At 71.1% G+C, this 24,662-nt stretch carries 23 protein-coding genes and 1 tRNA gene; 6 read left to right on the top strand and 18 right to left on the bottom strand.

Annotated elements, in window-relative coordinates:
• Positions 1-27: 27 nt before the first annotated feature.
• The 5 genes from glcF to PD653B2_RS05910 are packed head-to-tail and all read right to left on the bottom strand — an operon-like array spanning position 28 to position 6,542.
• Complete coding sequence (gene glcF, locus PD653B2_RS05930) at positions 28-1,377, bottom strand: glycolate oxidase subunit GlcF (protein ID WP_085871398.1); 1,350 nt, start codon at positions 1,375-1,377, stop codon at positions 28-30.
• Positions 1,377-2,489 carry an FAD-binding oxidoreductase gene (locus PD653B2_RS05925; protein WP_207559340.1) on the bottom strand — a complete coding sequence of 371 codons (1,113 nt, stop codon included), beginning with the start codon at positions 2,487-2,489 and terminating at the stop codon, positions 1,377-1,379. The genes glcF and PD653B2_RS05925 overlap by 1 nt, the downstream gene beginning before the upstream one ends.
• A complete protein-coding gene (locus tag PD653B2_RS05920) occupies positions 2,489-3,958 on the bottom strand; it encodes an FAD-linked oxidase C-terminal domain-containing protein (RefSeq protein ID WP_207559339.1) in 1,470 nt (489 codons plus the stop codon). Before PD653B2_RS05920 ends, PD653B2_RS05925 begins: the two co-directional genes overlap by 1 nt.
• Positions 3,958-4,380: a GlcG/HbpS family heme-binding protein gene (locus PD653B2_RS05915; protein WP_085871396.1), complete on the bottom strand. Its 423-nt coding sequence runs from the start codon at positions 4,378-4,380 to the stop codon at positions 3,958-3,960. The genes PD653B2_RS05920 and PD653B2_RS05915 overlap by 1 nt, the downstream gene beginning before the upstream one ends.
• Entirely contained in the window at positions 4,380-6,542 is a 2,163-nt protein-coding gene (locus tag PD653B2_RS05910; RefSeq protein ID WP_242665153.1) for a malate synthase G, read from the bottom strand. The genes PD653B2_RS05915 and PD653B2_RS05910 overlap by 1 nt, the downstream gene beginning before the upstream one ends.
• Positions 6,543-6,710: 168 nt before the next feature.
• Between PD653B2_RS05910 and PD653B2_RS05905 the strand changes: the two genes are divergently transcribed.
• Positions 6,711-7,196, top strand: a complete 486-nt coding sequence (locus PD653B2_RS05905; protein WP_085871394.1) for a nitroreductase family deazaflavin-dependent oxidoreductase — start codon at positions 6,711-6,713, stop codon at positions 7,194-7,196.
• Here the strand turns inward: PD653B2_RS05905 and PD653B2_RS05900 are convergent.
• Positions 7,193-8,236 (bottom strand): hypothetical protein, encoded by a 1,044-nt coding sequence (locus PD653B2_RS05900; protein WP_085871393.1) that lies wholly within the window; start codon positions 8,234-8,236, stop codon positions 7,193-7,195. The two genes, PD653B2_RS05905 and PD653B2_RS05900, sit on opposite strands and share 4 nt — an antisense overlap.
• Positions 8,237-8,290: 54 nt before the next feature.
• On the opposite strand from PD653B2_RS05900, the gene PD653B2_RS05895 reads away from it, so the two are divergent.
• The gene (locus PD653B2_RS05895; RefSeq protein WP_085871392.1) at positions 8,291-9,223 is read left to right on the top strand and encodes a phosphodiesterase; all 933 of its coding nucleotides are present in this window, start codon (positions 8,291-8,293) and stop codon (positions 9,221-9,223) included.
• A gap of 98 nt (positions 9,224-9,321) precedes the next feature.
• On the opposite strand, the gene PD653B2_RS05890 is transcribed toward PD653B2_RS05895, so the two are convergent.
• Positions 9,322-9,404 (bottom strand) — tRNA-Tyr (locus PD653B2_RS05890).
• A gap of 116 nt (positions 9,405-9,520) precedes the next feature.
• Here PD653B2_RS05890 and PD653B2_RS05885 point away from each other — a divergent pair.
• The gene (locus PD653B2_RS05885) at positions 9,521-10,012 is read left to right on the top strand and encodes a YajQ family cyclic di-GMP-binding protein (protein ID WP_085871391.1); all 492 of its coding nucleotides are present in this window, start codon (positions 9,521-9,523) and stop codon (positions 10,010-10,012) included.
• Between the two features lie 32 nt (positions 10,013-10,044).
• Here PD653B2_RS05885 and PD653B2_RS05880 read toward each other — a convergent pair whose 3' ends face one another.
• From PD653B2_RS05880 to PD653B2_RS05865, 4 genes are read right to left on the bottom strand one after another with little or no spacing between them, the layout of a single operon-like run.
• Positions 10,045-11,025 carry a sulfate/molybdate ABC transporter ATP-binding protein gene (locus PD653B2_RS05880; protein WP_085871390.1) on the bottom strand — a complete coding sequence of 327 codons (981 nt, stop codon included), beginning with the start codon at positions 11,023-11,025 and terminating at the stop codon, positions 10,045-10,047.
• A 10-nt stretch (positions 11,026-11,035) separates the two neighbouring features.
• Entirely contained in the window at positions 11,036-11,872 is an 837-nt protein-coding gene (locus tag PD653B2_RS05875) for a sulfate ABC transporter permease (protein ID WP_085871389.1), read from the bottom strand.
• Positions 11,865-12,725 carry a sulfate ABC transporter permease subunit CysT gene (gene cysT / locus PD653B2_RS05870; RefSeq protein ID WP_085871388.1) on the bottom strand — a complete coding sequence of 287 codons (861 nt, stop codon included), beginning with the start codon at positions 12,723-12,725 and terminating at the stop codon, positions 11,865-11,867. The genes PD653B2_RS05875 and cysT overlap by 8 nt, the downstream gene beginning before the upstream one ends.
• Positions 12,725-13,756, bottom strand: a complete 1,032-nt coding sequence (locus PD653B2_RS05865) for a sulfate ABC transporter substrate-binding protein (protein WP_242665152.1) — start codon at positions 13,754-13,756, stop codon at positions 12,725-12,727. The genes cysT and PD653B2_RS05865 overlap by 1 nt, the downstream gene beginning before the upstream one ends.
• Before the next feature lie 282 nt (positions 13,757-14,038).
• Here PD653B2_RS05865 and PD653B2_RS05860 point away from each other — a divergent pair, with 282 nt between their 5' ends.
• On the top strand, positions 14,039-15,994 hold the full coding sequence (locus PD653B2_RS05860; protein WP_085871387.1) for a 2-oxoacid:acceptor oxidoreductase subunit alpha: 1,956 nt from the start codon (positions 14,039-14,041) through the stop codon (positions 15,992-15,994).
• The gene (locus tag PD653B2_RS05855; protein ID WP_414689151.1) at positions 15,991-17,091 is read left to right on the top strand and encodes a 2-oxoacid:ferredoxin oxidoreductase subunit beta; all 1,101 of its coding nucleotides are present in this window, start codon (positions 15,991-15,993) and stop codon (positions 17,089-17,091) included. The genes PD653B2_RS05860 and PD653B2_RS05855 overlap by 4 nt, the downstream gene beginning before the upstream one ends.
• A 112-nt stretch (positions 17,092-17,203) precedes the next feature.
• Here the strand turns inward: PD653B2_RS05855 and PD653B2_RS05850 are convergent, their stop codons facing one another.
• Positions 17,204-17,629, bottom strand: coding sequence for a hypothetical protein (locus tag PD653B2_RS05850; protein ID WP_133058950.1), 426 nt, complete (start codon positions 17,627-17,629; stop codon positions 17,204-17,206).
• Between the two features lie 155 nt (positions 17,630-17,784).
• On the opposite strand from PD653B2_RS05850, the gene rarD reads away from it, so the two are divergent.
• Positions 17,785-18,696, top strand: a complete 912-nt coding sequence (gene rarD / locus PD653B2_RS05845; protein ID WP_085871385.1) for an EamA family transporter RarD — start codon at positions 17,785-17,787, stop codon at positions 18,694-18,696.
• 13 nt (positions 18,697-18,709) lie between these two features.
• Here rarD and PD653B2_RS05840 read toward each other — a convergent pair whose 3' ends face one another.
• From PD653B2_RS05840 to PD653B2_RS05820, 6 genes are all read right to left on the bottom strand, one after another.
• A complete protein-coding gene (locus tag PD653B2_RS05840) occupies positions 18,710-19,324 on the bottom strand; it encodes a calcium-binding protein (RefSeq protein ID WP_085871384.1) in 615 nt (204 codons plus the stop codon).
• Between the two features lie 19 nt (positions 19,325-19,343).
• Positions 19,344-19,499, bottom strand: a complete 156-nt coding sequence (locus PD653B2_RS24775; RefSeq protein ID WP_165763341.1) for a hypothetical protein — start codon at positions 19,497-19,499, stop codon at positions 19,344-19,346.
• The gene (locus PD653B2_RS05835; protein WP_085871383.1) at positions 19,496-20,365 is read right to left on the bottom strand and encodes a hypothetical protein; all 870 of its coding nucleotides are present in this window, start codon (positions 20,363-20,365) and stop codon (positions 19,496-19,498) included. The genes PD653B2_RS24775 and PD653B2_RS05835 overlap by 4 nt, the downstream gene beginning before the upstream one ends.
• A gap of 158 nt (positions 20,366-20,523) precedes the next feature.
• Positions 20,524-21,528 carry a polyprenyl synthetase family protein gene (locus PD653B2_RS05830; RefSeq protein WP_085871382.1) on the bottom strand — a complete coding sequence of 335 codons (1,005 nt, stop codon included), beginning with the start codon at positions 21,526-21,528 and terminating at the stop codon, positions 20,524-20,526.
• Positions 21,525-23,114 carry an NADH-quinone oxidoreductase subunit NuoN gene (gene nuoN / locus PD653B2_RS05825; RefSeq protein WP_085871381.1) on the bottom strand — a complete coding sequence of 530 codons (1,590 nt, stop codon included), beginning with the start codon at positions 23,112-23,114 and terminating at the stop codon, positions 21,525-21,527. Before nuoN ends, PD653B2_RS05830 begins: the two co-directional genes overlap by 4 nt.
• Positions 23,114-24,655, bottom strand: coding sequence for an NADH-quinone oxidoreductase subunit M (locus PD653B2_RS05820; RefSeq protein ID WP_085871380.1), 1,542 nt, complete (start codon positions 24,653-24,655; stop codon positions 23,114-23,116). The genes nuoN and PD653B2_RS05820 overlap by 1 nt, the downstream gene beginning before the upstream one ends.
• Between the last annotated feature and the right edge of the window lie 7 nt (positions 24,656-24,662).

Genomic DNA, 24,662 nt, shown 5'->3' with positions numbered 1-24,662 from the left:
ATGTCTCCCGAGAGATGGCGTGGGCGGTCAGGGCAGGAGGGTCGCAGCGGGCCTCCCGGTGATCGACGCGTCGAGGACCTCGATGGTGTGGGCCATGCCCATGGGGTGCCCGGACCTGTCGATGGCCGAGGCCACCTGCATGAGGCAGCCCGGGTTGGCGGTGACGAGCAGCTGGGCGCCGGTGGCGACGATGTTCGCCGCCTTCCGGTCCCCGAGCTCGCGCGCGGGCTCGGGGTTGAGCACGTTGTAGATGCCGGCGGAGCCGCAGCAGATCTCGCCCTCCGCGATCTCGCGCAGCTCGAGCCCGGGGATCGCCTCGAGCAGCCGGCGCGGTTCGGCGCGCACGCCCTGGGCGTGGGCCAGGTGGCAGGCGTCGTGGTAGGCGATCGTCATCTCGAGCGGGTGCCGCGGGGCGACCGGCCCCAGCTCGTCGAGGATCTCCGAGACGTCGCGGACCCGGTCGGCGAAGGCGCGGGCGCGGTCGGCGTACGCCGGGTCGTCGGCCAGCAGCTCGGCGTACTCCTTCATGGTGGAGCCGCAGCCGGCGGCGTTGACGACGATCCACTCGACGCCGCGGTCCTCGAAGGAGTCGACGAGGCTGCGGGCGAAGCCCTGCGCCTCGGCCTCGCGGCCGTTGTGGACCGACAGTGCGCCGCAGCAGCCCTGGGCGGGCGGGACGACCACGTCGCAGCCCTCGGCCCGGAGCACCCGCGCGGTCGCGGAGTTCACGCCGGGGAAGAACGCACCCTGCACGCAGCCGGTCAGCATCCCGACGGTCGCCCGGCGCTCGCCGGTCGCCCGGATCAGCTCGGGCAGCGGCTCGGGCCGGCCGAGCCGCGGGGCGAGCCGCTCCATCGCGGCCAGCTGGGGAGCCATCCGGTCGAGCAGGCCGGTGCGCCGCATCGCCCGGTCGAGCCCGGTGCGCTGCAGCAGCCGGAGCGGACCGCGCAGGAGCCGGAGCCGCTTCGGATGCGGGAAGAGGGCGAAGATCAGGCCCCGCAGCGCCCGGTCGCCGGCGGAGCGGTCGTGGTGGCGCTCGACCTGGGCGCGGGTCTGCTCGATGAGGGTGTCGTACTGCACGCCCGACGGGCACGCGGTCACGCAGGCCATGCAGCCGAGACAGGCGTCCCAGTGGGACACCATGGCGTCGGTCATCGGCGCGCCCTCGAGGCCCTCCTTCATCAGGTAGATCCGGCCGCGCGGGGAGTCCATCTCCTCGCCCCACAGGATGTACGTCGGGCAGGTCGGCAGGCAGAAGCCGCAGTGCACGCAGTCACCCACGAGGGCGGCGTCGGGCGGGTTGTGGTCGTCGAACGCGCCACCCTCGACAGGCGTGCCGAAGTCGACGATCGCGCCGGTCTCACCGAGGTCGGTCATCAGATTCCTCCTACGAAGCGACCGGGCGCGAGCCGGTGGTCGGGGTCGAACTGGTCCTTGACCCGGCGCATCAGGTCGAGGGCCGGCACCGGCCCCCACACGTCGACGGCCTGCTTCACGTCCGGTGGCGCGTCGACCACGACGACCGAGCCGCCGTGCCGCGCGCAGACCGCGCGCAGCGCGTCGAGGGCGCCGGCGTCGTCGGCAGCGGCGTGCACGACACCGGCGCCGGCCGAGCCGCGGACGTGCACGCCCGCGTCGCGGGCGGTGGCGAGCACGTCGCGCAGTCCGGACAGGGCGAAGGTGAGCTTGAGCAGGACGGGTCCGGCCGGGTGCGCCGCCCAGCCCGGCGGGGTGGTGTCGGTGACCTCGGCGGCGTCGCCGAGGAGGCGTCGTACGGTCTCCGCCCGGTCGGCGACGCCCTCGGACCTGCCGCCGAGCAGCACCCCGAGGGTGCCGGGCCCGGACGCGGGGAGGTCGACCTCCACCGCCCAGGGCACGGCCTGCGAGTGGACGACCGCCTGCGCAAGGTCGTGGGCCCGGCCGGGGTCGTCGACCGGCGTGACGACCCAGCGCTCCAGGTCGGGGAGCGGGTGCAGCCGGAAGACCGCCTCGGTGATGACCGCGAGGGTGCCGTAGGAGCCGATCATCAGCTTGCCGAGGTCGTAGCCGGCGACGTTCTTCACGACCCGGCCACCGGCCTTGGCGACCACGCCGTCGGCGCGGACCACGGTGACGCCGATGAGCAGGTCGCGGGCGGTGCCGAAGAGCATCCGCTGGGGCCCCGAGGTGTTGGTGGCCAGGGCGCCGCCCACCGTCGTGCCGGGCACGGTCTCCTCGAGGACGAGTCGCTGGCGCTCCTTGCCGACGACGTCCTGCACCTCGGAGAGGAGCGCGCCCGCCTGGGTGTCCACGATCAGGTCACCGGCCTGGTGGTCGAGCACCCGGTCGAGGCCACTCAGGTCGACGACGAGGTCGACCGAGGTCGGCGGCATCCCCCACCCCTGCTTGGTCCCGCGGCCGCGGGCGACGACGGTGAGCCCGCGTGACGTGGCGTCGCGCAGCACGTCGGCGACCTCGGCGGTGCTGGTCGGGTGCGCCTCCTCGACCACTAGAACACCTCCGCCAGTCCGGCTTCCTGGAGCGGGTGGGCACCCCGGTGCCGGCCCGGGACCTCCCCGCAGAGGCGCGGTGTCGGGAAGACCTTGCCGGGGTTGGAGATCCCGTCGGGGTCGAACGCGCAGCGCACCAGCTGCATGGTGTCGAGGTCGGCCTCGTCGTACATCCGCGGCATGTAGCGCGCCTTGTCCATGCCGACGCCGTGCTCGCCGGTGATCGACCCGCCGTGCTCGATGCAGAGGTCGAGGATCGCGCCGCTGACCTCCTCGGCCGCCTCGGCCTCGCCGTCCTTCGACTCGTCGAAGAGCACCAGCGGGTGGAGGTTGCCGTCACCGGCGTGGAAGACGTTGGCGACCCGGACGCCGGACGACCCGGACAGCTCGGCGATGGCCTTGAGCACCTCGGGCAGCGCGGTCCGCGGGATCACGCCGTCCTGGACGATGTAGTCGGGGCTGATCCGGCCGACGGCCGCGAACGCCGACTTGCGGCCCTTCCAGATCAGCGCGCGGTCGACCGGGTCGGTCGCGAGCCGCTGCTCGAAGGCCCCGTTGTCGTTGCAGAGCCGCTCGACCTCGTCGTACTCCGCAGCCACCTCGACCGCCGCGCCGTCGAGCTCGATGACCAGGACGGCGCCGGCGCCGTCCGGGTAGTTGCAGTGCACCGCCGCCTCGGCGGCCTCGATCGCGAGGGCGTCCATCATCTCGATGGCCGCGGGCACGATGCCGGCCGCGATGATCGCGGAGACCGCGGCGCCGGCCTGGTCGGTGGACGCGAAGCCGACCAGGATCGTGCGCACCTCCTCGGGCAGGCGGACCAGCCGCACGGTCGCCGACGTGACGATGCCGAGGGTGCCCTCGGAGCCGACCACCGCACCGAGCAGGTCGTAGCCCGGGGTGTCCGGCGCGATCCCGCCGAGCTGGACGACCTCGCCCTGCGGGGAGACGAAGTCGGCGCCGAGCACGTGGTTGGTGGTGAAGCCGTACTTGAGGCAGTGCGCACCGCCGGAGTTCTCGGCGACGTTGCCGCCGATCGAGCAGATCTGCTGGCTCGAGGGGTCGGGCGCGTAGTAGTAGCCGTGCGGCGTCGCGGCCCGGGTGACGTCGAGGTTGATGACGCCGGGCTCGACGACGGCGCGCTGGTCGCCGGGGCGTACGGCGGTGATCGTGCGCATCTTCGACGTCACGACGAGGACACCCTCGGCGTGCGGCAGCGCGCCGCCGGACAGGCCGGTGCCCGAGCCGCGAGCGACGAACGGGACGCCGTGCTCGGCGCAGGCCCGGACCACGCCCGCCAGCTGGGCGGCGTCCTCCGGGATGACCACGAGCGCGGGCACGACCCGGTAGTGGGACAGCCCGTCGCACTCGTAGGTGCGCAGCCGGGCGACGTCGGTGATCACGCCCTCGGGCGGGATCAGCTCCCGGGCGCGCTGGGAGACCGCGTCGACGCCGGGCATCCCCGGCATCAGCCGGTCTCGGCGGTCAGGCCGGCACTCTCGATGCCCGCCACGGCTGCGGCCTCGTCGTTGTCGGAGGTGTCGCCGGTGACGCCGACCGCTCCGACCAGGACGCCGTCGGCATCGCGCACCAGCACCCCGCCCGGGACCGGCACCAGCGCGCCGCCCACCGCCGAGGTGACCGCGGCGATGAAGTACGGCTGCTGCTCGGCGCGGCCCATGATCGCGCGGGACCCCATCCCGAGGGACAGCGCGCCGTGGGCCTTGCCGAACCCGATCTCGAAGCGCTTCATCGAGGAGCCGTCCTCCCGCTCGACGGCCACCACGTGGCCGCCCGCGTCGAGGACGACCACGGTCAGCGGCTTGAAGCCCGCCGAGTCGCCGTGGGCGCGGGCTCCCGCCACGATGGTGCGGGCGGTGTCCAGGTCCATCAGGAGCTCTCCTTCTTGTGGGCACGGCGTCGGTGCAGGATCGGTTCGGTGTAGCCGCTGGGCTGCTCGAGACCCTCGAACACCAGCGCACGCGCGGCCTCGAAGGCGTCGCCGTCGTAGCCCGGAGCCATCGGGGCGTACGACGGGTCGCCGGCGTTCTGCTCGTCGACGACCTTGGCCATGCGGCGCAGGGTCTCCTCGACCTGGTCGCCGGTGACCACGCCGTGGTGCAGCCAGTTGGCGACGTGCTGCGAGGAGATCCGGCAGGTCGCGCGGTCCTCCATCAGCGGCTCACCGGTGATGTCGGGGACCTTGGAGCACCCGACGCCGGCGTCGACCCAGCGCACGACGTAGCCCAGCAGGCTCTGGAGGTTGTTGTCGATCTCGTGCTGCCGGTCGTCGTCGGACCACGAGCCGGGATCGCCGAGCGGGATCTCGAGCAGCTGCTCGCGGTCGCGGCGCCGACCCCCCGCGGCGAGCTCCTCCTGGCGGGCGCGCACGTCGACCTGGTGGTAGTGCAACGCGTGCACGGTGGCCGCGGTCGGGGACGGCACCCAGGCACAGCTGGCGCCGGCCTCCGGGTGGGCGACCTTCGCGTCGTACATCGCGGCCAGGCTGTCGGGCGCGGCCCACATGCCCTTGCCGATCTGGGCGCGGCCGAGCAGGCCGCACTCGAGGCCGATGTCGACGTTGAGGTCCTCGTAGGCCTGGATCCAGGTCTCGCCCTTCATGTCGTTCTTGCGGACCATCGGGCCCGCCTGCATGGAGGTGTGGATCTCGTCGCCGGTGCGGTCGAGGAAGCCGGTGTTGATGAAGGCCACCCGCTCGCTGGCCTCGGCGATGCAGGCCTTGAGGTTGAGCGACGTTCGCCGCTCCTCGTCCATGATGCCGACCTTGATCGTCAGGCGGGGCAGGCCGAGCATCTCCTCGACCCGGCCGAAGAGCTCGACGGCGAAGGCGACCTCGTCGGGCCCGTGCATCTTCGGCTTCACGACATACATCGACCCGGTCCGGGAGTTGCCCAGCTCGGAGTCGCCGCGCAGGTCGCGCAGGCTGCCGAGAGCGGTCATGACCGCGTCGAGGATGCCCTCGGGCACCTCGTTGCCGTCGCGGTCGAGCACGGCGTCGCTGGTCATCAGGTGGCCGACCTGGCGGATGAACAGCAGCGAGCGGCCGGGCAGCGTGACCTCGTCGCCGGAGGTCGTGGCGTAGGTGCGGTCGGGGTTCATCGCCCGCGTGAAGGTCTCGCCGTTCTTGGTGACCTCCTCCGCGAGGGTGCCCGACATCAGCCGCATCCAGTTGCGGTAGCCGAGCACCTTGTCGTCGGCGTCGACGGCCGCGACGGAGTCCTCGAGGTCCATGATCGTGGAGACCGCCGACTCGAGCAGCAGGTCCTTGACGCCGGCGGCATCGGTGCTGCCGATCGGGTCCTCGGGGTCGACCTGGATCTCGACGTGGAGACCGTGGTGGACCAGGAGCACGGCCTCGGGCGCAGCGGTCGCGCCGCGGAACCCGACCAGCTGCGCCGTGTCGGCGAGCCGCACGACGTCGTCCTTGACGGTCACGGCCAGGCCGTCGTCGTCCAGGGCGTACGACGTGGCGTCGGCGTGCGAGCCGGAGGTCAGCGGGAAGTGGGCGTCGAGGAAGGCGCGGCCCCGGGCGATCACCTCGGCGCCGCGGACCTCGTTGTAGGTGTCGCCGGGTGCGAGGTCACCGTCCTGCGGGACGACGTCGGAGCCGTAGAGCGCGTCGTACAGCGAGCCCCACCGGGCGTTCACGGCGTTGGTGGCGAAGCGGGCGTTGAGCAGCGGCACCACCAGCTGGGGGCCCGCGATCCGGGCCACCTCGTCGTCGACGTCGGCGGTCGTCACCGCGACGTCGGCCGGCTCGTCGCGCAGGTAGCCGATCTCGCGCAGGAACCCGGCGTAGGCCGCGGGGTCGGGCCGGCCGGGGTTCGCGCGGTGGAAGTCGTCGATCTGCGCCTGGAGCTCGTCGCGGCGGGCGAGGAGCTGACGGTTGCGCGGGGCCAGCTCGTGCACGAGGGCGTCGGTGGCCGCCCAGAACGCATCCGGGTCGACTCCCGAGCCGGGGAGCGCCTCCTCGGTGACGAAGCGGTGCAGCACCTCTGCCACGGCGAGATCGCCGACCTGTACCCGAGTCACCACGTCAGCCTCCGTCATATTCCACATCGTGGGGGTTTTCTTCTGCTTACCGGAACCCTAGGCAGGTACTCCCCGCGATGGCAACGATCCGGGGTGACCGGGGTCACTCACCGTCCCACGCACCGTGCGCTCACGCACCACCCGTTCGGGCCGGGCTAGCCTCCGCCCATGGGTCTCTTGACGCCGCTGGCGATCCGCATCGGAGCGATCCCGTGGATGCCCAGGCTGCTGCCCCAGATCGTGGCCTGCGACCGCTTCCTCCAGAAGGTCACCCGCGGTCGGTTCACGATCCTCGACATCGCCGGGCTGCCCAACCTCAGCCTCACCGTGGTCGGCCGCAAGAGCGGCATCCCGCGCACGACCCCGCTCCTGTGTGTGCCCCACCAGGGCGACTGGCTGATCGCCGGGTCCTACTTCGGCGGGCCGGACATGCCGCTGTGGGTCGGCAACCTCCGCGCCGCGGGCGAGGCCACGATCGGCACCGAGCGTGAGCAGATCCCCGTCACGGCGCGCGAGATCGAGGGCGACGAGCGGGCTCGGATGTGGCAGGTCATGCTGCGCACCTGGCCGAACTTCGCGAAGTACGAGGAGCGCACCGACCGGGTGATCCCGGTGTTCCTGCTCACCCGCACCTCCCCGTCCGCTCGCCCCTAGCCGATCTCGTTGGAGTCCGACAGACCGCTGTCGTCGGGCCCGAGATGGAGCCGCCACACCACCCGGCACCGACCCGCCACGCGGCAGACCGACGCCGCGACGGAGGAGTGCCGCCACGTGCCCGACGTGGTGAGCACCCCGAAGGTCGCGTTGCCGAGCCAGCCGGTGAGCCGCGTGGCACCCCGGCCCGGTCCGAGCAGTGCGGCCGGAGTGACGTCCCGTCCGGTCGTCGGGTCGACCACCTGCCACGGACGCCGGCCCCGGACGTCGGCAACCCGGTAGCGCAGGCCCGGCGACCACACCCCCCGGCTCGCCCCGGGGCCCTCGACCCGGCCGGACCGCAGGTCCACGACCTGTCCTCCCGGGGTGGCCAGGGCGTGACCCGACACCGTGGCGAAGGTCCAGAAGTCCCACCGCGGCAGGTGGACCAACCGCAGGCGGGCCGCGCCGAAGTCCGCGACCCGGAGCGGGCCGCTCCGGTCCGCCCACAGCAGCACGCGATCCAGCACCAGGCGGTGCGCGACCACGTCGTAGACGAGTGCCCGCGCCCGGCGGCCGTCGCTCCGGCGCACCTCCCAGGCGACATAGCGCAGCGTCGGGTCCACCTCCAGGAAGACGTCCTGCTCGAGCACCGGCCCGATGGCGACCGCCGTGCCGCCGTCCACGAGCTCGTAGACCTGGTCGCCGCTGGCGAAGACCGCGCCGGTCCGGGTCGGGACGTAGGCCGACGCGCTCCGCCCCGTCCCGGTGATCCCGGCGGCGCTGACCAGGACGGCCTCGGAGCCGGTCCCCCGCGCGTACATGAACCGCATCGGCACCTCCGGCATCACCGCTCGGCGCGGCTTCACCACCGGTGGCGAGGGGCTCGTGGTGGGGTCGCCCACCGGGTCGGCAGCCCGACCCGGTGGGGTCGACGACGCACGAGCGGTCGGCTCGTCGGCCGACCCGCCCGCATCGCAGGCGGTCAGGGATGTCAGGGCGACCGCGCACACGACGCCGGCCCGGCCGACCGACCGGGCAGCACGCCGCAGGGTGTCCACGTCCCTGGGATGCGCGCTCGAGCGATTCGGTTGCTGCAGGGCTAATCTCGGGGCGTGCAGTACGGCCAGTACCCCGCGCCGGGGCACGCCATCGCCCACCTCAGCGACCCGCACCTGCTGGCCGCGGGGGCCAAGCAGTACGGCGTGATCGACACCGAGGCGTCGCTGGCCCTCGCGCTCGAGCGGCTCGCCCGCCTCGACCCCGCGCCGCAGGCGCTGGTCTTCACCGGAGACCTCGCCGACAGGGCCGAGCCGGCGGCGTACGCCCGGCTGCGCGAGCTCGTCGAGCCCGCGGCCGCCGCGATCGGCGCCGAGATCGTCTGGGTGATGGGCAACCACGACGAGCGTGCGGCGTACTCCGCCGGGCTGTACGGCGAGGCGAGCGCGGCCACCCAGGACCGGGTGTACGACGTGGACGGACTGCGGATCGTGTCGCTCGACAGCAGCGTGCCGGGCTACCACCACGGCGACCTGACCGACGACCAGCTGGCCTGGCTGGCCGACGTGCTGGCCACGCCCGCCCCGCACGGCAGCCTGCTCGCGCTGCACCACCCACCACTGCCGATCCCGATGCTGCCGGCAGCCCAGATCATCGAGCTGCTCGACCAGCAGCGGCTCGCCGACGTGATCACGGGCACCGACGTGCGGTGCATCCTGGCCGGCCACCTGCACTACTCGACGTACTCCACCTTCGCCGGCGTGCCGGTCTCGGTCGCCTCCGCCACCTGCTACACCGGCGACCCGGCGCCGAACGCCCGCTTCATCTCGGGCGTCGACGGCCACCAGGCGTTCACGATGGTCCACGTCTACGCCGACCGAGTCGTGCACACGATCGTGCCCGTCGCCGAGGCGCCGGAGGTGAGCGGCTTCCCGTCCGACGTGCGGGCGCAGGTCGAGGCGCTCACGCCCGAGGAGCGGCGCGACATCCTCTCCCGCAAGGACTCGCCCTTCTACACCGGCGACCACGACCTGCCGGGGCGCGTGTGACCGCGGCCCGCCCACGTCGGCAGGTGCTCCGGCGTGTCATCCGCAGTGCCGGCCCCGAAATGAGCTGACGCCCCGATCGGCGAGGATCGGGGCGCCAGTGGCAGGTGAAGGATTCGAACCTTCGAAGGTATACACCGACGGATTTACAGTCCGTTCCCATTGGCCGCTCGGGCAACCTGCCGGGGTGTCGCGCCGGCCGTTTGGCTCGGCGACAACAAGGCGAAACAATAGCGCAGCAGGTTCGGTAGACGAAAACCCAGGACCCCGCTTCGGGGTCCGGCAGATGGAGGAGTGCAGATGGCCGACTCGTCGTTCGACATCGTGAGCAAGCTCGACCGCCAGGAGGTCGACAACGCCCTCGGGCAGACGGCCCGCGAGATCGCGACCCGCTTCGACTTCAAGGGCACCGGAGCGACCATCGAGTGGCAGGGCGACCAGGCGATCGAGATCTCGGCGTCCGCCGACGACCGCGCCAGCGCCGTCCTCGACGTCTTCAAGGACAAGCTGATCAAGCGCCAGCAGAGCCTCAAGATCCTCGACGCCTCCGAGCCGCGCGCGTCGGGCCAGCAGTCGAAGATCTCGATCGCGCTCAAGGAGGGCATCTCCTCCGAGGACGCCAAGAAGATCTCCAAGCTGATCCGCGACGAGGGCCCCAAGGGCGTCAAGGCGCAGATCCAGGGAGACGAGCTGCGGATCTCGTCGAAGAAGCGCGACGACCTGCAGGCCGTGCAGGCGCTGGTGAAGGGTCAGGACCTCGACTTCGCGGTGCAGTTCACCAACTACCGATGAGTCGCTGACCCCGCTGCAGCACCCCGGCCGGGTCAGCCGGCGGCGGCCGTCAACGACGGCATGGTGAGCGCACCCGCGGCCGGGGTCACCCAGACCCGGACGCCCGTCTCCAGGCCGAGCTGGCGAGCGTGGGTCCGGGTCAGGATGACCGTGACCTCCTCACCGTCGTCCGTGAGCACCGTGGCGCGCACCTCGAAGCCGACCCGCAGCAGCCGCGAGATGGTGCCCTCCGCGGCGCCGGCGACCTCGGGCGTGAGCGACACGTGGATGTCGTGCGGCCGCAGCATCACCCCGTTGAGCGTCGTGATCTCGCCGAGGAACCCCATCACGAAGTCGTTCGCCGGCTCGTCGTAGAGCTGGTCGGGGGTGCCGACCTGCTCGACCCGGCCGTTGTTGATCACCACGATCTCGTCGGCGACCTCCATGGCCTCCTCCTGGTCGTGGGTCACGAAGACCGTCGTCACGTGCACCTCGTCGTGGAGGCGACGCAGCCAGTCGCGCAGCTCCTTGCGGACCTTCGCGTCGAGCGCGCCGAACGGCTCGTCGAGCAGCAGCACGGTGGGCTCCACCGCGAGCGCCCGGGCGAGCGCCATCCGCTGGCGCTGACCGCCCGAGAGCTGCGACGGCAGCCGGTGGGCGAACTGCGACAGGTGCACGAGCTTGAGCAGCTCGTCCACACGGGCCGCGATCTCGTCCTTGGGCCGCTTGCGGATCTCGAGGCCGAAGGCCACGTTCTTCGCCACCGTCATGTGCTTGAAGACGGCGTAGTGCTGGAACACGAAGCCGACGTTGCGCTTCTGGGGCGGCAGCGTGGTCGCGTTGGTCCCCTCGATGGTGATCGTGCCGGAGTCGGCCGCGTCGAGGCCCGCGATGATGCGGAGCAGCGTCGACTTGCCGCCGCCGGACGGCCCGAGGAGGGCGGTCAGCTGGCCGGTGGGCAGGGACACGTTGACGTCGTCGAGTGCGACGAAGTCGCCGAACATCTTGTTGACGCCCTTGATCTCGATACTCATGACACTGCACTCATTTCTGGGAGTCCTGGGGACGCAACAGGGCGACGACGATCAGGCACAGCACCGCCGCGAAGACGAGCATGAACGCCACGGAGTACGCCGTCTCCTGCTGGAAGTTCTGGTACTTCTGCTGGACGAGCACGGTGGCCACCTGGGTCTCCCCGCCGACGTTGCCGGCGACGACCTTGACGGCTCCGAACTCACCGAGGGCGCGGGCGAGGCTGAGCACCACGCCGTACACGACCGCCCACTTGATGCTCGGCAGGGTGATCCTCAGGAACGTCTGACGGCCGCTCGCCCCGAGGCTGCGGGCCGCCTGCTCCTGGTCGTCGCCGAGCTCCTCGAGCACGGGGACGACCTCACGGATCACCAGCGGGAGGATCACGAAGCAGGTCGCCATGATCATGCCCGGCTTGGCGAAGATGATCTGCAGCCCGTGGTCCTCGAGGAAGGGTCCGAACCAGCCGAACCTGCCGTTGTAGACGAGGACGAGCGCGAGACCCACCACGACCGGCGAGACCGACAGCGGCAGGTCGATGAGCACCGAGAGCGCCCGCTTGCCGATGAAGGTGTGCCGGACCAGCAGCAGCGACATGCCCACGCCGAAGACCGTGTTGATGATGACCGCGGCCACCGCGATCTGAGCGGTGAGCTTGAGCGCGTGCACCACGTCGGGGTCAGCCAGGGCGTCCTGGATGCCGGTCATGCCGCCGGCGAACGTGTGCTTGACGACGTACGCCGTGGGCCAGGCGACCAGCATCAGGAGGTAGCCCACGACCAGCACGCGGAGCACCCACGTGACGACCTGCGACCGGTTCGCGACCGCCGTGCTGCTCGGGCTAGCCACGACGGGCCACCCGTCGCTGGACGACGTCGAGCGTCACGATCGCCAGGAGCGCGATCACCAGCATGATCGTCGCGACAGCAGCGGCGGCCTCGGTGTTGCCGCCCTCGAGGAACGAGAACAGGCGGACCGAGACGACCTCGGTGCTGCGGGGCAGGTTGCCGCTGATGAGCACGAGCGCGCCGTACTCACTGATGCCGCGGGCGAAGGACAGCGCCGCGCCGGCGAAGATCGCCGGCACCAGGGCCGGGAGGATCACCCGACGGAACGTCGTGAACCGGGTGGCGCCCAGCGACGCCGCGGCGTCCTCGACGTCGGTCTCGAGCTCCTCGAGCACCGGCTGCACCGTGCGCACGACGAACGGCAGGGTCACGAACGCGATCGCGAGCAGCACCGACCAGCGGGTGCCGCTGACCTCGACGCCGATCGGGCTCTGCGGCCCGTACAGCGAGAGGAGCACGAGGCCGGCGACGATCGTGGGCATCGCGAACGGGATGTCGATCACGAGGTCGAGCAGCGCCTTGCCGGGGAACCGGTCCCGGACCAGGACCCAGGCGATGATCGTGCCCATCACCATGTTGATCGCGGTGATGATCAGGGAGGCCACCACGGTGAGCCCGAGCGCTGCTCGGGTGTTGTCGTTGGTGAGCACCGATTCGAACGTCGACCAGCCGCCACCGGTGGCCTTGACGATGATCGCGGAGAGCGGGATCAGGACCAGCAGGCTGAACCAGATCATGGAGACGCCGAGCCCGAAGGCCGACGTCCGGGTCAGAGCAGCACCCGATTTCTGAGATGACGACGCCGGCCGGCGCTTGCGCGCCGACCGGCCGCCCACGGCGACTGAGGAGGCCATTACTGGCCTGCTTCCGCCTGGATCTTGGTGAGGATGCCGTCGTTCTCGTCGAAGAACTTCGTGTTGGCGGCGTCCCAGCCGCCGAAGTCCTTGTCGATCGTCAGCAGCGTGGCCGGAGCCGGGAACGGGTCGCTCTCGTCGTTGGCGCCCTTGACCTCGACGTCACCGACGTCGACGAGCGGGCGGTAGCCGGTCTCGGCGTACAGCTTCTGGCCGTCCGCGCTCTTCTGGTAGTCCATGAACGCCTGGGCGGAGTCGGAAGCATCGGTGGTCAGCGCGCAGGGGTTCTCGATCAGCAGCGAGGAGTCCGGGATGACGTAGTCGAAGTCGGTGCCGCTCTGGCGGGCGAGGATCGCCTCGTTCTCGTACGAGAGGAGGACGTCGCCGGTGCCGCTGGTGAAGGCGGTGGTCGCGTCGCGACCGGAGTCGGGCAGCGCCACGACGTTGGCGAAGAACTGCTTCATGTACGCCGCGGCGTCGGCCTCGGAGCCGCCCCCGGCGATCACCGAGCCGTAGGCAGCGAGCAGGTTCCACTTCGCGGAGCCGGAGGAGGCGGGGTTCGGCGTGACGATGCCGACGCCGGGCTTGGCGAGGTCGTCCCAGCTGTCGATGCCCTCCGGGTTGCCGGTCTTGACGACCATGACGACGATCGACTGGGTGCAGATGCCCTTGGTCTCGTTGTCCTTCCAGTCCTCCGCGACGAGGCCCTCGTCGACCAGACGCGTGACGTCGGGCTCGAGCGACAGGTGCACCTCGTCGGCGGCCTGGCCGGCCACGACAGCGCGGCTCTGGTCGCCGGACGCGCCGTACGACCCCTTGACCTCGACGTCCTTGCCGGCGTCGGTGTCGTTGAAGGCGTCGATGACGCCCTCGTTGGCCTGCTGGAGAACGGAGTAGCCAGCGACATTGACCGCATCGCCACTGTCGCCGGACGAGTCACTGGAGCACCCCGTCAAGGCCAGCACCCCGGCAGCCGAGAGGGCCGCCGCAACCTTGATCGTCTTGTTCATCGTCATCTCTTTCCTGCCCACGAAGGGGCACCTACTGACTAATGCCGAGCAGCCTAGTCGACTTAGCCGAGTTGATCCGCATTGTGGTCACAAAAGACGGACGTGTCGTCCATCACGGATCCAGCGAGAGAGACGGCTACGGCGAGGCGGGACTGCGGACTATCGTGGGAAGCCGTGCGGCCGCGGGCTCGACCCAGGAACTGGAACGTGTTCCAGTTCCTGGCCGTACCGTTAGTACGATCGGCGGGTTCGCCGGGCCATCGGGGCCCGCGGCACGCGTGACGCAATGAGGGAAGTGGGCAGGTGTCCAAGCAGGTCAAGCAGCTCGACCGGGTGATCATCCGGTTCGCGGGCGACTCCGGTGACGGCATGCAGCTGACCGGCGACCGGTTCACCCAGGAGTCGGCCGTGTTCGGCAACGACCTGGTGACGCTGCCGAACTTCCCGGCCGAGATCCGCGCCCCTCAGGGCACGCTGCCGGGGGTCTCGTCGTTCCAGGTGCACTTCGCCGACCACGACATCCTGACCGCGGGGGATGCCCCCGATGTGCTGGTGGCGATGAACCCGGCCGCGCTGAAGGCCAACCTGGGTGACCTGCCCAGGGGCGCGACGATCATCGTGGACACCCATGACTTCACCGGGCGCAACCTGATCAAGGCGGGCTACGCCGACAACCCGCTCGACGGCCTGGGTGACGCCGGCTCCCCGCTGGGCGAGTTCTTCGTGCACCCGGTCGACCTGACCGGCATGACGGTCGAGGCGGTCAAGGAGTTCGGGCTGTCCCGCAAGGACGCGGCACGGGCGAAGAACATGTTCGCGCTCGGCCTGCTGTCGTGGATGTACGGGCGCCCGATCGAGTCCACGATCACCTTCCTGGAGAGGCGGTTCGCGAAGGTCGCCGACATCCGCGACGCGAACATCACGGCCTTCAAGGCCGGCTGGAACTTCGGCGAGACCACCGAGACGTTCGTGGTGTCCTACGAGATCAAGCCCGCCCCCATGAGCGCGGGCACCTACCGCAACATCACCGGCAACCTGGCCCTGTCCTACGGCCTGGTCGCCGCGGGGGTGCAGTCCGGGCTGCCGGTCTTCCTCGGGTCCTACCCGATCACCCCGGCCTCAGACATCCTCCACGAGCTGTCCAAGCACAAGGCGTTCGGTGTCACCACCCTGCAGGCCGAGGACGAGATCGCCGGCGTGGGCGCCGCGATCGGCGCCTCCTTCGCCGGCTCGCTCGGCGTGACCACCACCTCGGGTCCCGGGATCGCGCTGAAGTCCGAAGCCATCGGCCTGGCCGTGATGACCGAGCTCCCGCTGCTGGTCGTCGACGTCCAGCGCGGCGGCCCCTCCACGGGCCTGCCCACCAAGACCGAGCAGGCCGACCTGCTCCAGGCGATGTTCGGCCGCAACGGCGAGGCCCCGGTCCCGATCGTCGCACCCCAGTCGCCCGGCGACTGCTTCAGCGCCGCTCTCGAGGCCGCCCGGATCGCGATCACCTACCGCACCCCGGTGATGCTGCTCTCCGACGGCTACCTCGCCAACGGCTCCGAGCCGTGGAAGATCCCCGAGATGGCCGACCTGCCCGTCATCGAGCCGAACTTCGCGACCGAGCGCAACAAGACCATCCCTGGAAAGACTGCGAAGGACGGCACGGAGACTCCCCCGACAACGGAGTACTGGCCCTACCTGCGCGACGAGGAGACGCTCGCGCGCCCCTGGGCCATCCCCGGCACGCCCGGCCTGGAGCACCGCATCGGCGGGCTCGAGAAGGGCGAGGGCCACGGCAACATCTCCTACGACCCCGCCAACCACGACTTCATGGTCCGCACCCGCCAGGCCAAGGTCGACCGGATCGCCGACTCGCTGCCGCCGCTGGTCGTCGACGACCCGTCCGGCGAGGCCAAGGTGCTGGTGCTCGGCTGGGGCTCGACGTACGGCCCGATCGGCGCCGGCTGCCGCCGGGTCCGCAAGGCCGGCTACCACGTCGCCCAGGTGCACCTGCGCCACCTCAACCCGTTCCCGAAGGACCTCGGCGAGATCCTGTCCCGCTACGACAAGGTCCTCGTGCCCGAGATGAACCTCGGCCAGCTCTCCCTGCTGCTGCGCGGCAAGTACCTCGTCGACGCCATCGGCTACAACCAGGTCAACGGCATGCCGATCAAGGCCGCCGAGCTCGCGGAGGCCATCGGCAACCTGGTCGCCGAGACCGAGGGCGTCACCGTCGACCTCACCCCGATCGCCGAGGAGGCGAACAAGTGACTGCAACATCCACGGGCACCGAGAAGCTGCCCTTCCCCGGCCTGCGGTCGGGGGTCGAGCTGGTCCCGACCAGCGACCAGCCCCAGACCGGCAAGGAGTACACCTCGGACCAGGAGGTCCGCTGGTGCCCCGGGTGTGGTGACTACGCGGTCCTCAAGGCCGTGCAGGGGTTCCTGCCCGAGCTCGGGCTGCGCCGCGAGAACATCGTGTTCGTCTCCGGCATCGGCTGCTCGTCGCGGTTCCCCTACTACCTCGACACCTACGGGATGCACTCGATCCACGGCCGCGCCCCGTCGATCGCGACCGGCATCGCCACGGCCCGCGAGGACCTCTCGGTGTGGGTCGTCACCGGCGACGGCGACGCCCTGTCGATCGGCGGCAACCACCTGATCCACGCGCTGCGCCGCAACGTGAACATGACCATCCTGCTGTTCAACAACCGGATCTACGGCCTCACCAAGGGCCAGTACTCCCCCACCTCCGAGGCCGGCAAGATCACCAAGTCGACCCCGATGGGCTCCCTGGACCACCCGTTCAACCCGGTCTCCCTCGCCCTGGGCGCCGAGGGGTCCTTCGTGGCCCGCACCATCGACTCCGACCGCAAGCACCTCACCGCGGTGCTCTCCGCGGCCGCCGCCCACCGCGGCACGTCGTTCGTCGAGATCTACCAGAACTGCCCGATCTTCAACGACGGCGCCTTCGACGCGATCAAGAACAACGACACCAAGGCCGACGCGATCATCCCGCTCGTGCACGGTGAGCCCATCCGGTTCGGCGTCGAAGGCTCCAAGGGCCTGATCCGCGACAGCGAGACCGGCGGCGTCAAGGTCGTCGAGGTCGCCGACGTCGGCGCCGACTCGATCCTGGTCCACAACGCCTACAACCCCGACCCCACCACGGCGTTCGCGATCAGCCGGCTCACCGACTCCGGCTACCTCAACCAGTCACCCATCGGGATCTTCCGCCAGGTCGAGCGGCCGACGTACGACGACGGCGCCCGCGCCCAGATCGCGACGGCCCGCGACGCCGCCCCCGGCGACCCGACCGACCGCCTCGCCGCCCTCATCGGTGGCGGGGACACCTGGACCGTCGTCTAGGGGCGACGCGCCATCGCGCTGCCGTGAACGACCTGCCCCCCGACACACGCAAGGTCCTCGCCCGAGAGCGAGGACCTGTCGTGTGGCGGTCGAGCCCCACCTCAGCGAGGCGTCAGAGCGTGTAGGTCTTCCACTTGCCCGTCCAGGACTTGGCATACCCTCCGTAGGCCTTGACGTAACCCCGCCAGTACCAGTTGCCGTGCCGCGGGGCCGGCAGGTGCACGGACCACTTCTCCTTCGGTCCGTGCGTGGCGACCTTCGTGAACCGCTTCCACTTGCAGTGCTTCGACGCACAGGCCTTCTTCTGCACCACCACCGGGCCGTGGCCCGGGTCGACCCGCCCCTTGAAGTAGAGCTTGCCGCGCTTCTTGACGATCGTGTCGTGCAGGTCGCGATGCGGCTTGGCCCGCATCGACTGGTGCGCGGCCGTGCTCTGCCCCGTCGGGGACGCCCCGAGCGACTGGGTCCTGGCACTGGCCGGCGACAACAGGAGCGGCGCCGCGAGGCCCGCCACCATCAGTCCCAGCGTTGCGATCAAAGTGGTGAACGTACGACGCATTCCCTTTGTCTCCCTCCGAGAAGTCACGGGTCCTCCGTGTATTGCACCCGTGTGACCCGATACCTCCCCCGGACCATGGGACGGCAAACCACGGGCACCGTCGCACGCGACGAACGCGCTCCTATGCTGAGCCCGTGTCGGAACCGCGTCGTGGGCTGCTGTTCGGGATCGCGGCCTACGTCATGTGGGGAGCATTCCCGATCTACTGGCCACTCCTCGAGCCGGCGGGTGCCTTCGAGATCCTGGCGCACCGGATCCTGTGGTCGTGCATCACGATGGGCATCGTCATCGTCGTGCTCGGCCGCCAGGGCCAGCTCCGCGACATCGTCCGCAACCGACGGGTGCGCACGCTGCTCACGGTCGCGGCGCTGGTCATCTCGGTGAACTGGGCGATGTACATCTGGGGCGTCACCAACGGCCGGGTCGTCGAGACGTCGCTGGGCTACTTCATCAACCCCCTGGTGACGGTGCTGATGGGGGTCTTCATCCTCCACGAGCGGCTCCGTCCGCTGCAGTGGGTGGCGATGGGCATCGCGTCGGCCGCCGTCGCCGTCCTCACCCTCGACTACGGGCGGCTGCCGTACGTCGCGCTGATCCTGGCGCTCTCCTTCGGCAGCTACGGCCTGTGCAAGAAGACCGCGAACGTCGGCGCGACCGAGAGCCTCGCCTTCGAGACCGCCGTCATCGCGCCGTTCGCCGCCGTCTACGTCGGCTACCTCGTCGCCACCGGCGGGTCGAACTTCGCCGCCCACGGCCCCGGCCACGCCCTGCTCTTCATCTCCACCGGCATCGTGACCGCGATCCCCTTGATCGGCTTCGGCGCCGCCGCCACGCGCGTCTCGATGGTCACCCTGGGCCTGCTGCAGTACCTCGCCCCGATCCTCCAGTTCGGCCTCGGCGTCCTCTACTTCCACGAGGACATGCCCGCCGGCCGCTGGGCCGGCTTCGTGCTCGTCTGGATCGCGCTGGTGATCTTCACGATCGAGGCCGTCAACCACCGCCGCCTCCAGCTCCGGCTCACGGTGGAGGCGACCGCCGCGACCTGAGCGGTCGCCCACCCTAGGGGCCGGCCGCGAACTGCTCGCACCCGAAGAACAGGTCCTGGGGGTCCAGCGCGTCGCCGTAGTACACCCGATCTCGCCCCGTCCCGCACCAGATCACGTCGCGCCGATGGTCGACGCCCACGAACACCGCGTCGGAGTGCCCGCCGAGACGCAGCCGGTCGGGTCCGCGTCCGAGGTACACGACGTCCCCGTCGGGCCCGCCCAGGACGACGTCGCGGCCGACCCCGTCCTCGTAGGTGTTGGCGCCGGGCCCGCCGACCAGGGTGTCGTCTCCGGACCCGCCGGCGAGGACGTCGAAGCCGGGGCCGCCGAGCACGAGGTCGTCCCCGGCGCCACCGAACCCGATGTCGCCGCTGGGCCCCAGGAGGAGGGGGTTGGCGCCGAGGAAGAGGTCGTCGTCGCCGGGTCCGCCGCGCACGCGGTCGGCGCCGCGGCCGGAGTCCACGACGTCGTCGCCGGCCCCGGCGCGGATCCGGTCTCGAGCACCGGTGCCGAGCAGCACGTCGTTCCCCGGGGTGCCGCCGACCGGAGCCGCCGAGACGGGGACCCCCGTCCCGAGCAGCAGCCCGGCGAGACTCAGACCGGCCAGGAGCGGGCGGATCGCGTGCATGACTCCTCCTCGGTGGATCTCAGCGGCCGGCCAGCACGACGGGCGGCGGCGCGTAGTAGAGCGACGGCTCGGACGGCAACGGCACCCGCCAGACCCTGCTGGCGCGCTCGCACGTGCCGGCCAGGTCGCACCGCAGCACGGCCGCTCGGCCGGCGTCGCTCTGCGCCATGGTCAAGAAGTGCTCGTCGTCCTCCCAGACCGCGTCCCAGTCGAGCCGGCCGGTGATCGTGGCCAGACGCTGCGCCGTGCGGCCGTCGGCGACCCACCACCGGTCCGTGCCTGCGGCGTCGAAGTAAGTGTGGGTGGCGATGACGTGGCTGCCGTCCGGCGACCACTGGTGGGGGTAGACCCGGCAGCTGCGCCACCACGTCCTCGCCGCCGGGACAGGACCGCCACGCGGTTGCAGAACTCGCCGCGTCCGGGCGTGGCGAAGACGACCTTGTCCTGTCGCACGTCGGCGCCGACGGCCGCCTGCCCGTGGATCCGCCACCACCTGTCGGTCTCGTAGTTCCACCACTGCGTGGCCGGGTCGCGCCAGTGGGCCCGCCGGCCGACCAGGACCCGCGACTCGGTGACCGCAGCCAGGGTGGCCAGTCGCAGCTCACGACGCGCGACGACGCGACCGGTCCGCGGGCCGACGACCGTGATGTCCGAGCGCTTCTCCAGCGCACCGTGCCAGGTCTGGACCGCCAGCCGCCGGCCGCTGGGCGAGACCGCTGCCTCGACCCAGTGCCGCGACCGGGCGACCACGCGCTGCTGGCCCGACCGGCTGATGAAGGTGAGGACGGTCGAGCGCGACCGGCCGACGTTGTAGTCGCGGACCACGTAGCCGCCGGCGACCGCCCAGAGGGCCTCGTGGCGGCCCCGGGTCGTGGCCGGGACCCGCAGGTCACCGTCGCGGATGGTGTCGCGCACCAGGTGGGCGACGGCCGGGTCGGCTCCCCGAGGCAGGGCAGCGGGGTCGATGCCCGTCGCGTCCTGCGCTGCGGCCCGCGGCAGCGCGGCGACGAGGACCGCCAGCGCGCCGATCGTCACGGCCACGCCGCGGCGCGTTCGTCGATCCGAGATTCCCATGCCCCGACATCTACGCCGCCCGACTGCCCGGTCGCACCGGCCATCGGTCCAGCAGCGCCGGGACCAAGGGCCCGGCCGGGGTCACGCCGGGGCGGTGCCCCAGGCGGAGCGGACCAGGCGGAGGGCTAGGTCGAGCGGACGGCCACGATGTCGGCGAACGCCTCGAGGGCGTCGCGGACCGGGCCGGCGGGGAGCGTCGTCAGGTGGGCCTTGGCCGCGGCGGCCTGGGCGATCACGTAGGCCCGCGCCTCGTCGAGGGCGGGGTGCCGGCGCAGCAGGTCGAGCGCCTCGGCGTGCGGGGCGTCGTCGGTGAGGTCACCCTCCAACAGCTCGCGGAGGCGGGCGTCGGCGGGATCGGTGGAGGCCTGGGCCATCAGCACCGGCAGGGTCGGGACGCCCTCGCGCAGGTCGGTGCCGGGGGTCTTGCCGGACTCGCCCGACTCGGAGGCGATGTCGAGGATGTCGTCGGAGAGCTGGAAGGCCGAGCCGACGATCTCGCCGTACGACGTGAGCGCCTGCTCGATCTCGGGGCTGGCGCCGCCGAAGCGGGCTCCGTAGCGGGCGGAGGTGGCGATCAGCGAGCCCGTCTTGCCGGCGACCACGTCGAGGTAGTGGGCGAGCGGGTCCTCGCCGGGCGCGGGCTTCACGGTCTCGAGGATCTGGCCCTCGACCAGGCGGGTGAAGGTCTGCGCCTGGATGCGGACGGCGTCGGGGCCGAGCTCGGCGGTGAGCTCGGAGGACTTCGAGAAGAGGAAGTCGCCGGTGAGGATCGCGACGTGGTTGCCCCACACGGAGTGGGCGCTGACGGTGCCGCGGCGCAGATCGGCCTCGTCCATGACGTCGTCGTGGTAGAGCGAGGCGAGGTGGGTCAGCTCGACCACGCAGGCCGCGGTGACGACCTCGTCGGAGTCGGGCCGGTCACCGGTCTCGGCCGCGAGCAGCACCAGCAGGGGCCGGAACCGCTTGCCACCGGCCTCCATGAGGTGGCTGGCCGTCTCGGTGACGAAACCGGCCCGGCTCTGCACGTGACCCGACAGCGCCTCCTCGACCACGGCCATGCGGTCGCGGAGCCGGCCGGCGAGAGCCTCGTCCGCGACGGGGAGCGCCAAACCGGCTGAACCTGTCGTCACCTGACGAATTGTCCCGCATGGCCGGCGAGAGTGAGCACCGGGCCGGGCACGATGCCCAGGACGAGGGTGGCGGCGACCCCGACCAGGATCGTCGAGGACGTCAGGAACGACGGCCGGGTCACGCTCGCGACCTCGCCCTCACCCTCGGTGAAGAACATCAGCACGATCACGCGGACGTAGAAGAACACGGCCACGATGCTGCAGAGGATGGCCGCGATCACGACCGGCCACGCACCCGCGGAGAGGGCGACGGTGAAGACCGCCCACTTGCCGACGAAGCCCGCGGTCAGCGGGATGCCGGCCATCGAGAGCAGGAAGAACGCGAAGAGACCACCGATGAGCGGCGACCGGCGGCCGATGCCGACCCAGCGCTGGAACTGCGACGCCTCGCCGCCCGAGTCACGCACCAGCGTGACGACGGCGAAGGCGCCGATCATCGCGAAGCCGTACGTCGTCAGGTAGAAGAGCACCGCCTGCAGCGAGGTGACCTGGCCGTCGGAGAGCTCCGAGGCCGTCTGGACGCCGAGCACGCCGGTCAGCAGGAAGCCGGTGTGGGCGATCGAGGAGTACGCGAGCATCCGCTTCATGTCGGTCTGCACGACCGCGAGCACGGCACCGACGACCATGGTCAGGATCGCGATGACCCAGAGCATCGGCTGCCAGGTCCACCGCTCGGAGCCGAAGGCGACGTAGTAGATGCGGAGGATCGCGCCGAACGCCGCGATCTTGGTGCCGGCCGCCATGAACGCGGTGACCGCGGTCGGGGCGCCCTGGTAGACGTCCGGCGTCCAGGAGTGGAACGGCGCGGCGCCGACCTTGAAGAGCAGGCCGACCGACAGCATCCCGAGCCCGATCAGCAGCAGCGCCTGGTTGCTCGTGTCGTTGCGGACCGCTTCGTTGATCTCGGAGTACTGCATCGAGCCGGCGAAGCCGTAGAGCAGCGCGAGGCCGTAGACGAAGAAGCCGGAGGAGAAGGCACCGAGGAGGAAGTACTTGAGCGCCGCCTCCTGGCTGAGCAGGCGGCGACGGCGCGCCAGCCCGCAGAGCAGGTAGAGCGGCAGCGACAGCACCTCGAGAGCGACGAACAGCGTCAGCAGGTCGTTGGCGGCGGGGAAGAGCATCATCCCGAAGACCGCGAACATCAGGAGCGGGTAGACCTCGGTGTGGTCGAGGCCGCGGGTCGACGCCTGGCGCTCGGCCTCCGTGCCCGGCAGGGCGGCGGCCTGGCCGGCGAACGACGAGACGCCGCCCTCGAGCCGGCGCTCCGCGAAGAGCAGCACGCCGCCGATCGCGAACAGCGTGATGATGCCCCAGAAGAAGACGGTCGGGCCGTCGACGACGATCGTGCCCTCGACGTCGATCGAGCCCCGCGCGACCCCGTCGCCGAGCACGTCGAGGTCGCGGGCGACCAGGACGGTGCCGACGAGCGCGGCGACCAGGCCCGCCGCGGCCAGCAGGGTCTGGGTGAGGTAGCGGCCCGCGCGGGGCACGAAGGCCTCGACGACGACGCCGGCGCAGGCGACGCCGAAGACGACGAGCAGGGGCCAGATCTCGGCGTACTCGATGGTGGGCTTCACGAAGTCCATCAGTGTGCGCCTTCCTCGGCCGAGTCGTGATCAGCGGCGGGTACCACGGGCGGGTCGTCCGTGACGCCGGCCTGCTGCAGGATCGTGTCGACCGTCGGGTTGGCGACGTCGAGCAGCGGCATCGGGAAGAAGCCGAAGACGACCAGGGCGGCCATCAGCGGCACGATCGCGCCCAGCTCACGCCGGGTGAGGTCCCTGACCGTTTCACCGCCCGGAGGCGTCGGCCCGGTCATGGTGCGCTGGTAGAGCCAGAGCACGTAGACCGCGGCCAGCACGATGCCGGTGACCGCGACCGCGCCGACCCACCAGTGGTAGTCGAACGCCGCGATCAGCACCAGGATCTCGGAGACGAACTGGCTCAGGCCCGGCAGGCCGAGCGTGGCGAGGCCCGCGATCAGGAAGAGACCGGCGAGGACGGGGGCCCGGTGCTCCACACCGGTGATCCCGCTGATCAGCGACGTGCCCTTGCGGCGGATCAGATAGCCCGCGAGCAGGAAGAGCGCGGCGGTGCCGACGCCGTGGTTGACCATGTAGAGGATCGAGCCGGAGGCGCCCTGGCTGCTGAACGCGAAGATGCCGAGGGTGATGAAGCCGAAGTGGCTCAGCGACGTGAGACCGATCAGGCGCAGGATGTCGTCCTGGCCGATGGCGAGGAACGCGCCGTACACGATCGAGATCAGCGCGAGCGTCACGACGACCGGCGTCGCCCACTGCGAGGCCTCGGGGAAGAGCCCCAGGCAGAAGCGCAGCATGCCGAACGTGCCGATCTTGTCGAGCACGCAGACCAGCAGCACGCTGGTGCCGGGCGTCGCCTTCTCGGTGGTGTCGGCCAGCCAGGTGTGCAGCGGGAAGAGCGGCGCCTTCACGGCGAAGGCGATCATGAAGCCGACGAAGATCCAGCGCTCGGCGTTGGTCCCGATGTCGAGCTGCTGGAGGTCGGAGAGCAGGTACGACGGGCTGCCGGCGTCGGCGGACACGACGTACAGCCCGATCACCGCGGCGAGCAGGATGAGGCCGCCGCCGAGCTGGTACATCAGGAACTTCAGCGCGGCGAACGCCCGGCCCTCGCGACCGAAGCCGCCGATGAGGAAGTACGCCGGGATCAGCGTGGCCTCGAAGACGACGTAGAAGAGGAACACGTCGGTCGCGGCGAACACGATGAGCGCGAACGCCTCGAGCGCGAGCGCCCAGGCGAAGAACGCGGCCGGGTTGCGGTCGTCGGCCTCGTGCCAGGACGCCACGAAGACGATCGGCACCAGCACCACGGTGAGCAGGATCAGGAGCAGGCCGAGCCCGTCGACACCGAGGGCGTAGTGGACCCCGAACGCCTTGATCCACGTGTGGGTCTCGGTCATCTGCATGCCGTCGCCGGTGTCGTACTGCGCCGCGATCGCGACGCCGACCAGCAGCGTCAGCAGCGAGACGCCGAGGGCGAGCTGCTTGGGCAGCGCGGAGCCGGACGTCGTGGGGGCGAACGCCACCACGAGCGCGCCGACGAGCGGGACGACCCAGAGGAGTGTCAGCCAGGGGAAGTCATGCATTTCCGGG

This window comes from Nocardioides sp. PD653-B2, from assembly GCF_002117935.1.
Taxonomy (GTDB): Bacteria; Actinomycetota; Actinomycetes; order Propionibacteriales; family Nocardioidaceae; genus Nocardioides.
Note: the sequence above shows the minus strand (reverse complement) of the source record. Positions and strands in the feature narration are given on the sequence as shown.

Bases quoted from the DNA above. Each gene is read 5' to 3' on its own strand.
- PD653B2_RS05905 (WP_085871394.1), top strand. From the start codon at position 6,711: ATGGGTCTCTTGACGCCGCTGGCGATCCGCATCGGAGCGATCCCGTGG.
- PD653B2_RS05920 (WP_207559339.1), bottom strand. From the start codon at position 3,958: ATGCCGGGGATGCCCGGCGTCGACGCGGTCTCCCAGCGCGCCCGGGAG.
- nuoN (WP_085871381.1), bottom strand. From the start codon at position 23,114: ATGGACTTCGTGAAGCCCACCATCGAGTACGCCGAGATCTGGCCCCTG.
- cysT (WP_085871388.1), bottom strand. From the start codon at position 12,725: ATGGCCTCCTCAGTCGCCGTGGGCGGCCGGTCGGCGCGCAAGCGCCGG.
- PD653B2_RS05840 (WP_085871384.1), bottom strand. From the start codon at position 19,324: ATGCACGCGATCCGCCCGCTCCTGGCCGGTCTGAGTCTCGCCGGGCTG.
- PD653B2_RS05915 (WP_085871396.1), bottom strand. From the start codon at position 4,380: ATGGACCTGGACACCGCCCGCACCATCGTGGCGGGAGCCCGCGCCCAC.
- PD653B2_RS05820 (WP_085871380.1), bottom strand. From the start codon at position 24,655: ATGCATGACTTCCCCTGGCTGACACTCCTCTGGGTCGTCCCGCTCGTC.
- PD653B2_RS05880 (WP_085871390.1), bottom strand. From the start codon at position 11,025: ATGAGTATCGAGATCAAGGGCGTCAACAAGATGTTCGGCGACTTCGTC.
- PD653B2_RS05885 (WP_085871391.1), top strand. From the start codon at position 9,521: ATGGCCGACTCGTCGTTCGACATCGTGAGCAAGCTCGACCGCCAGGAG.
- glcF (WP_085871398.1), bottom strand. From the start codon at position 1,377: ATGACCGACCTCGGTGAGACCGGCGCGATCGTCGACTTCGGCACGCCT.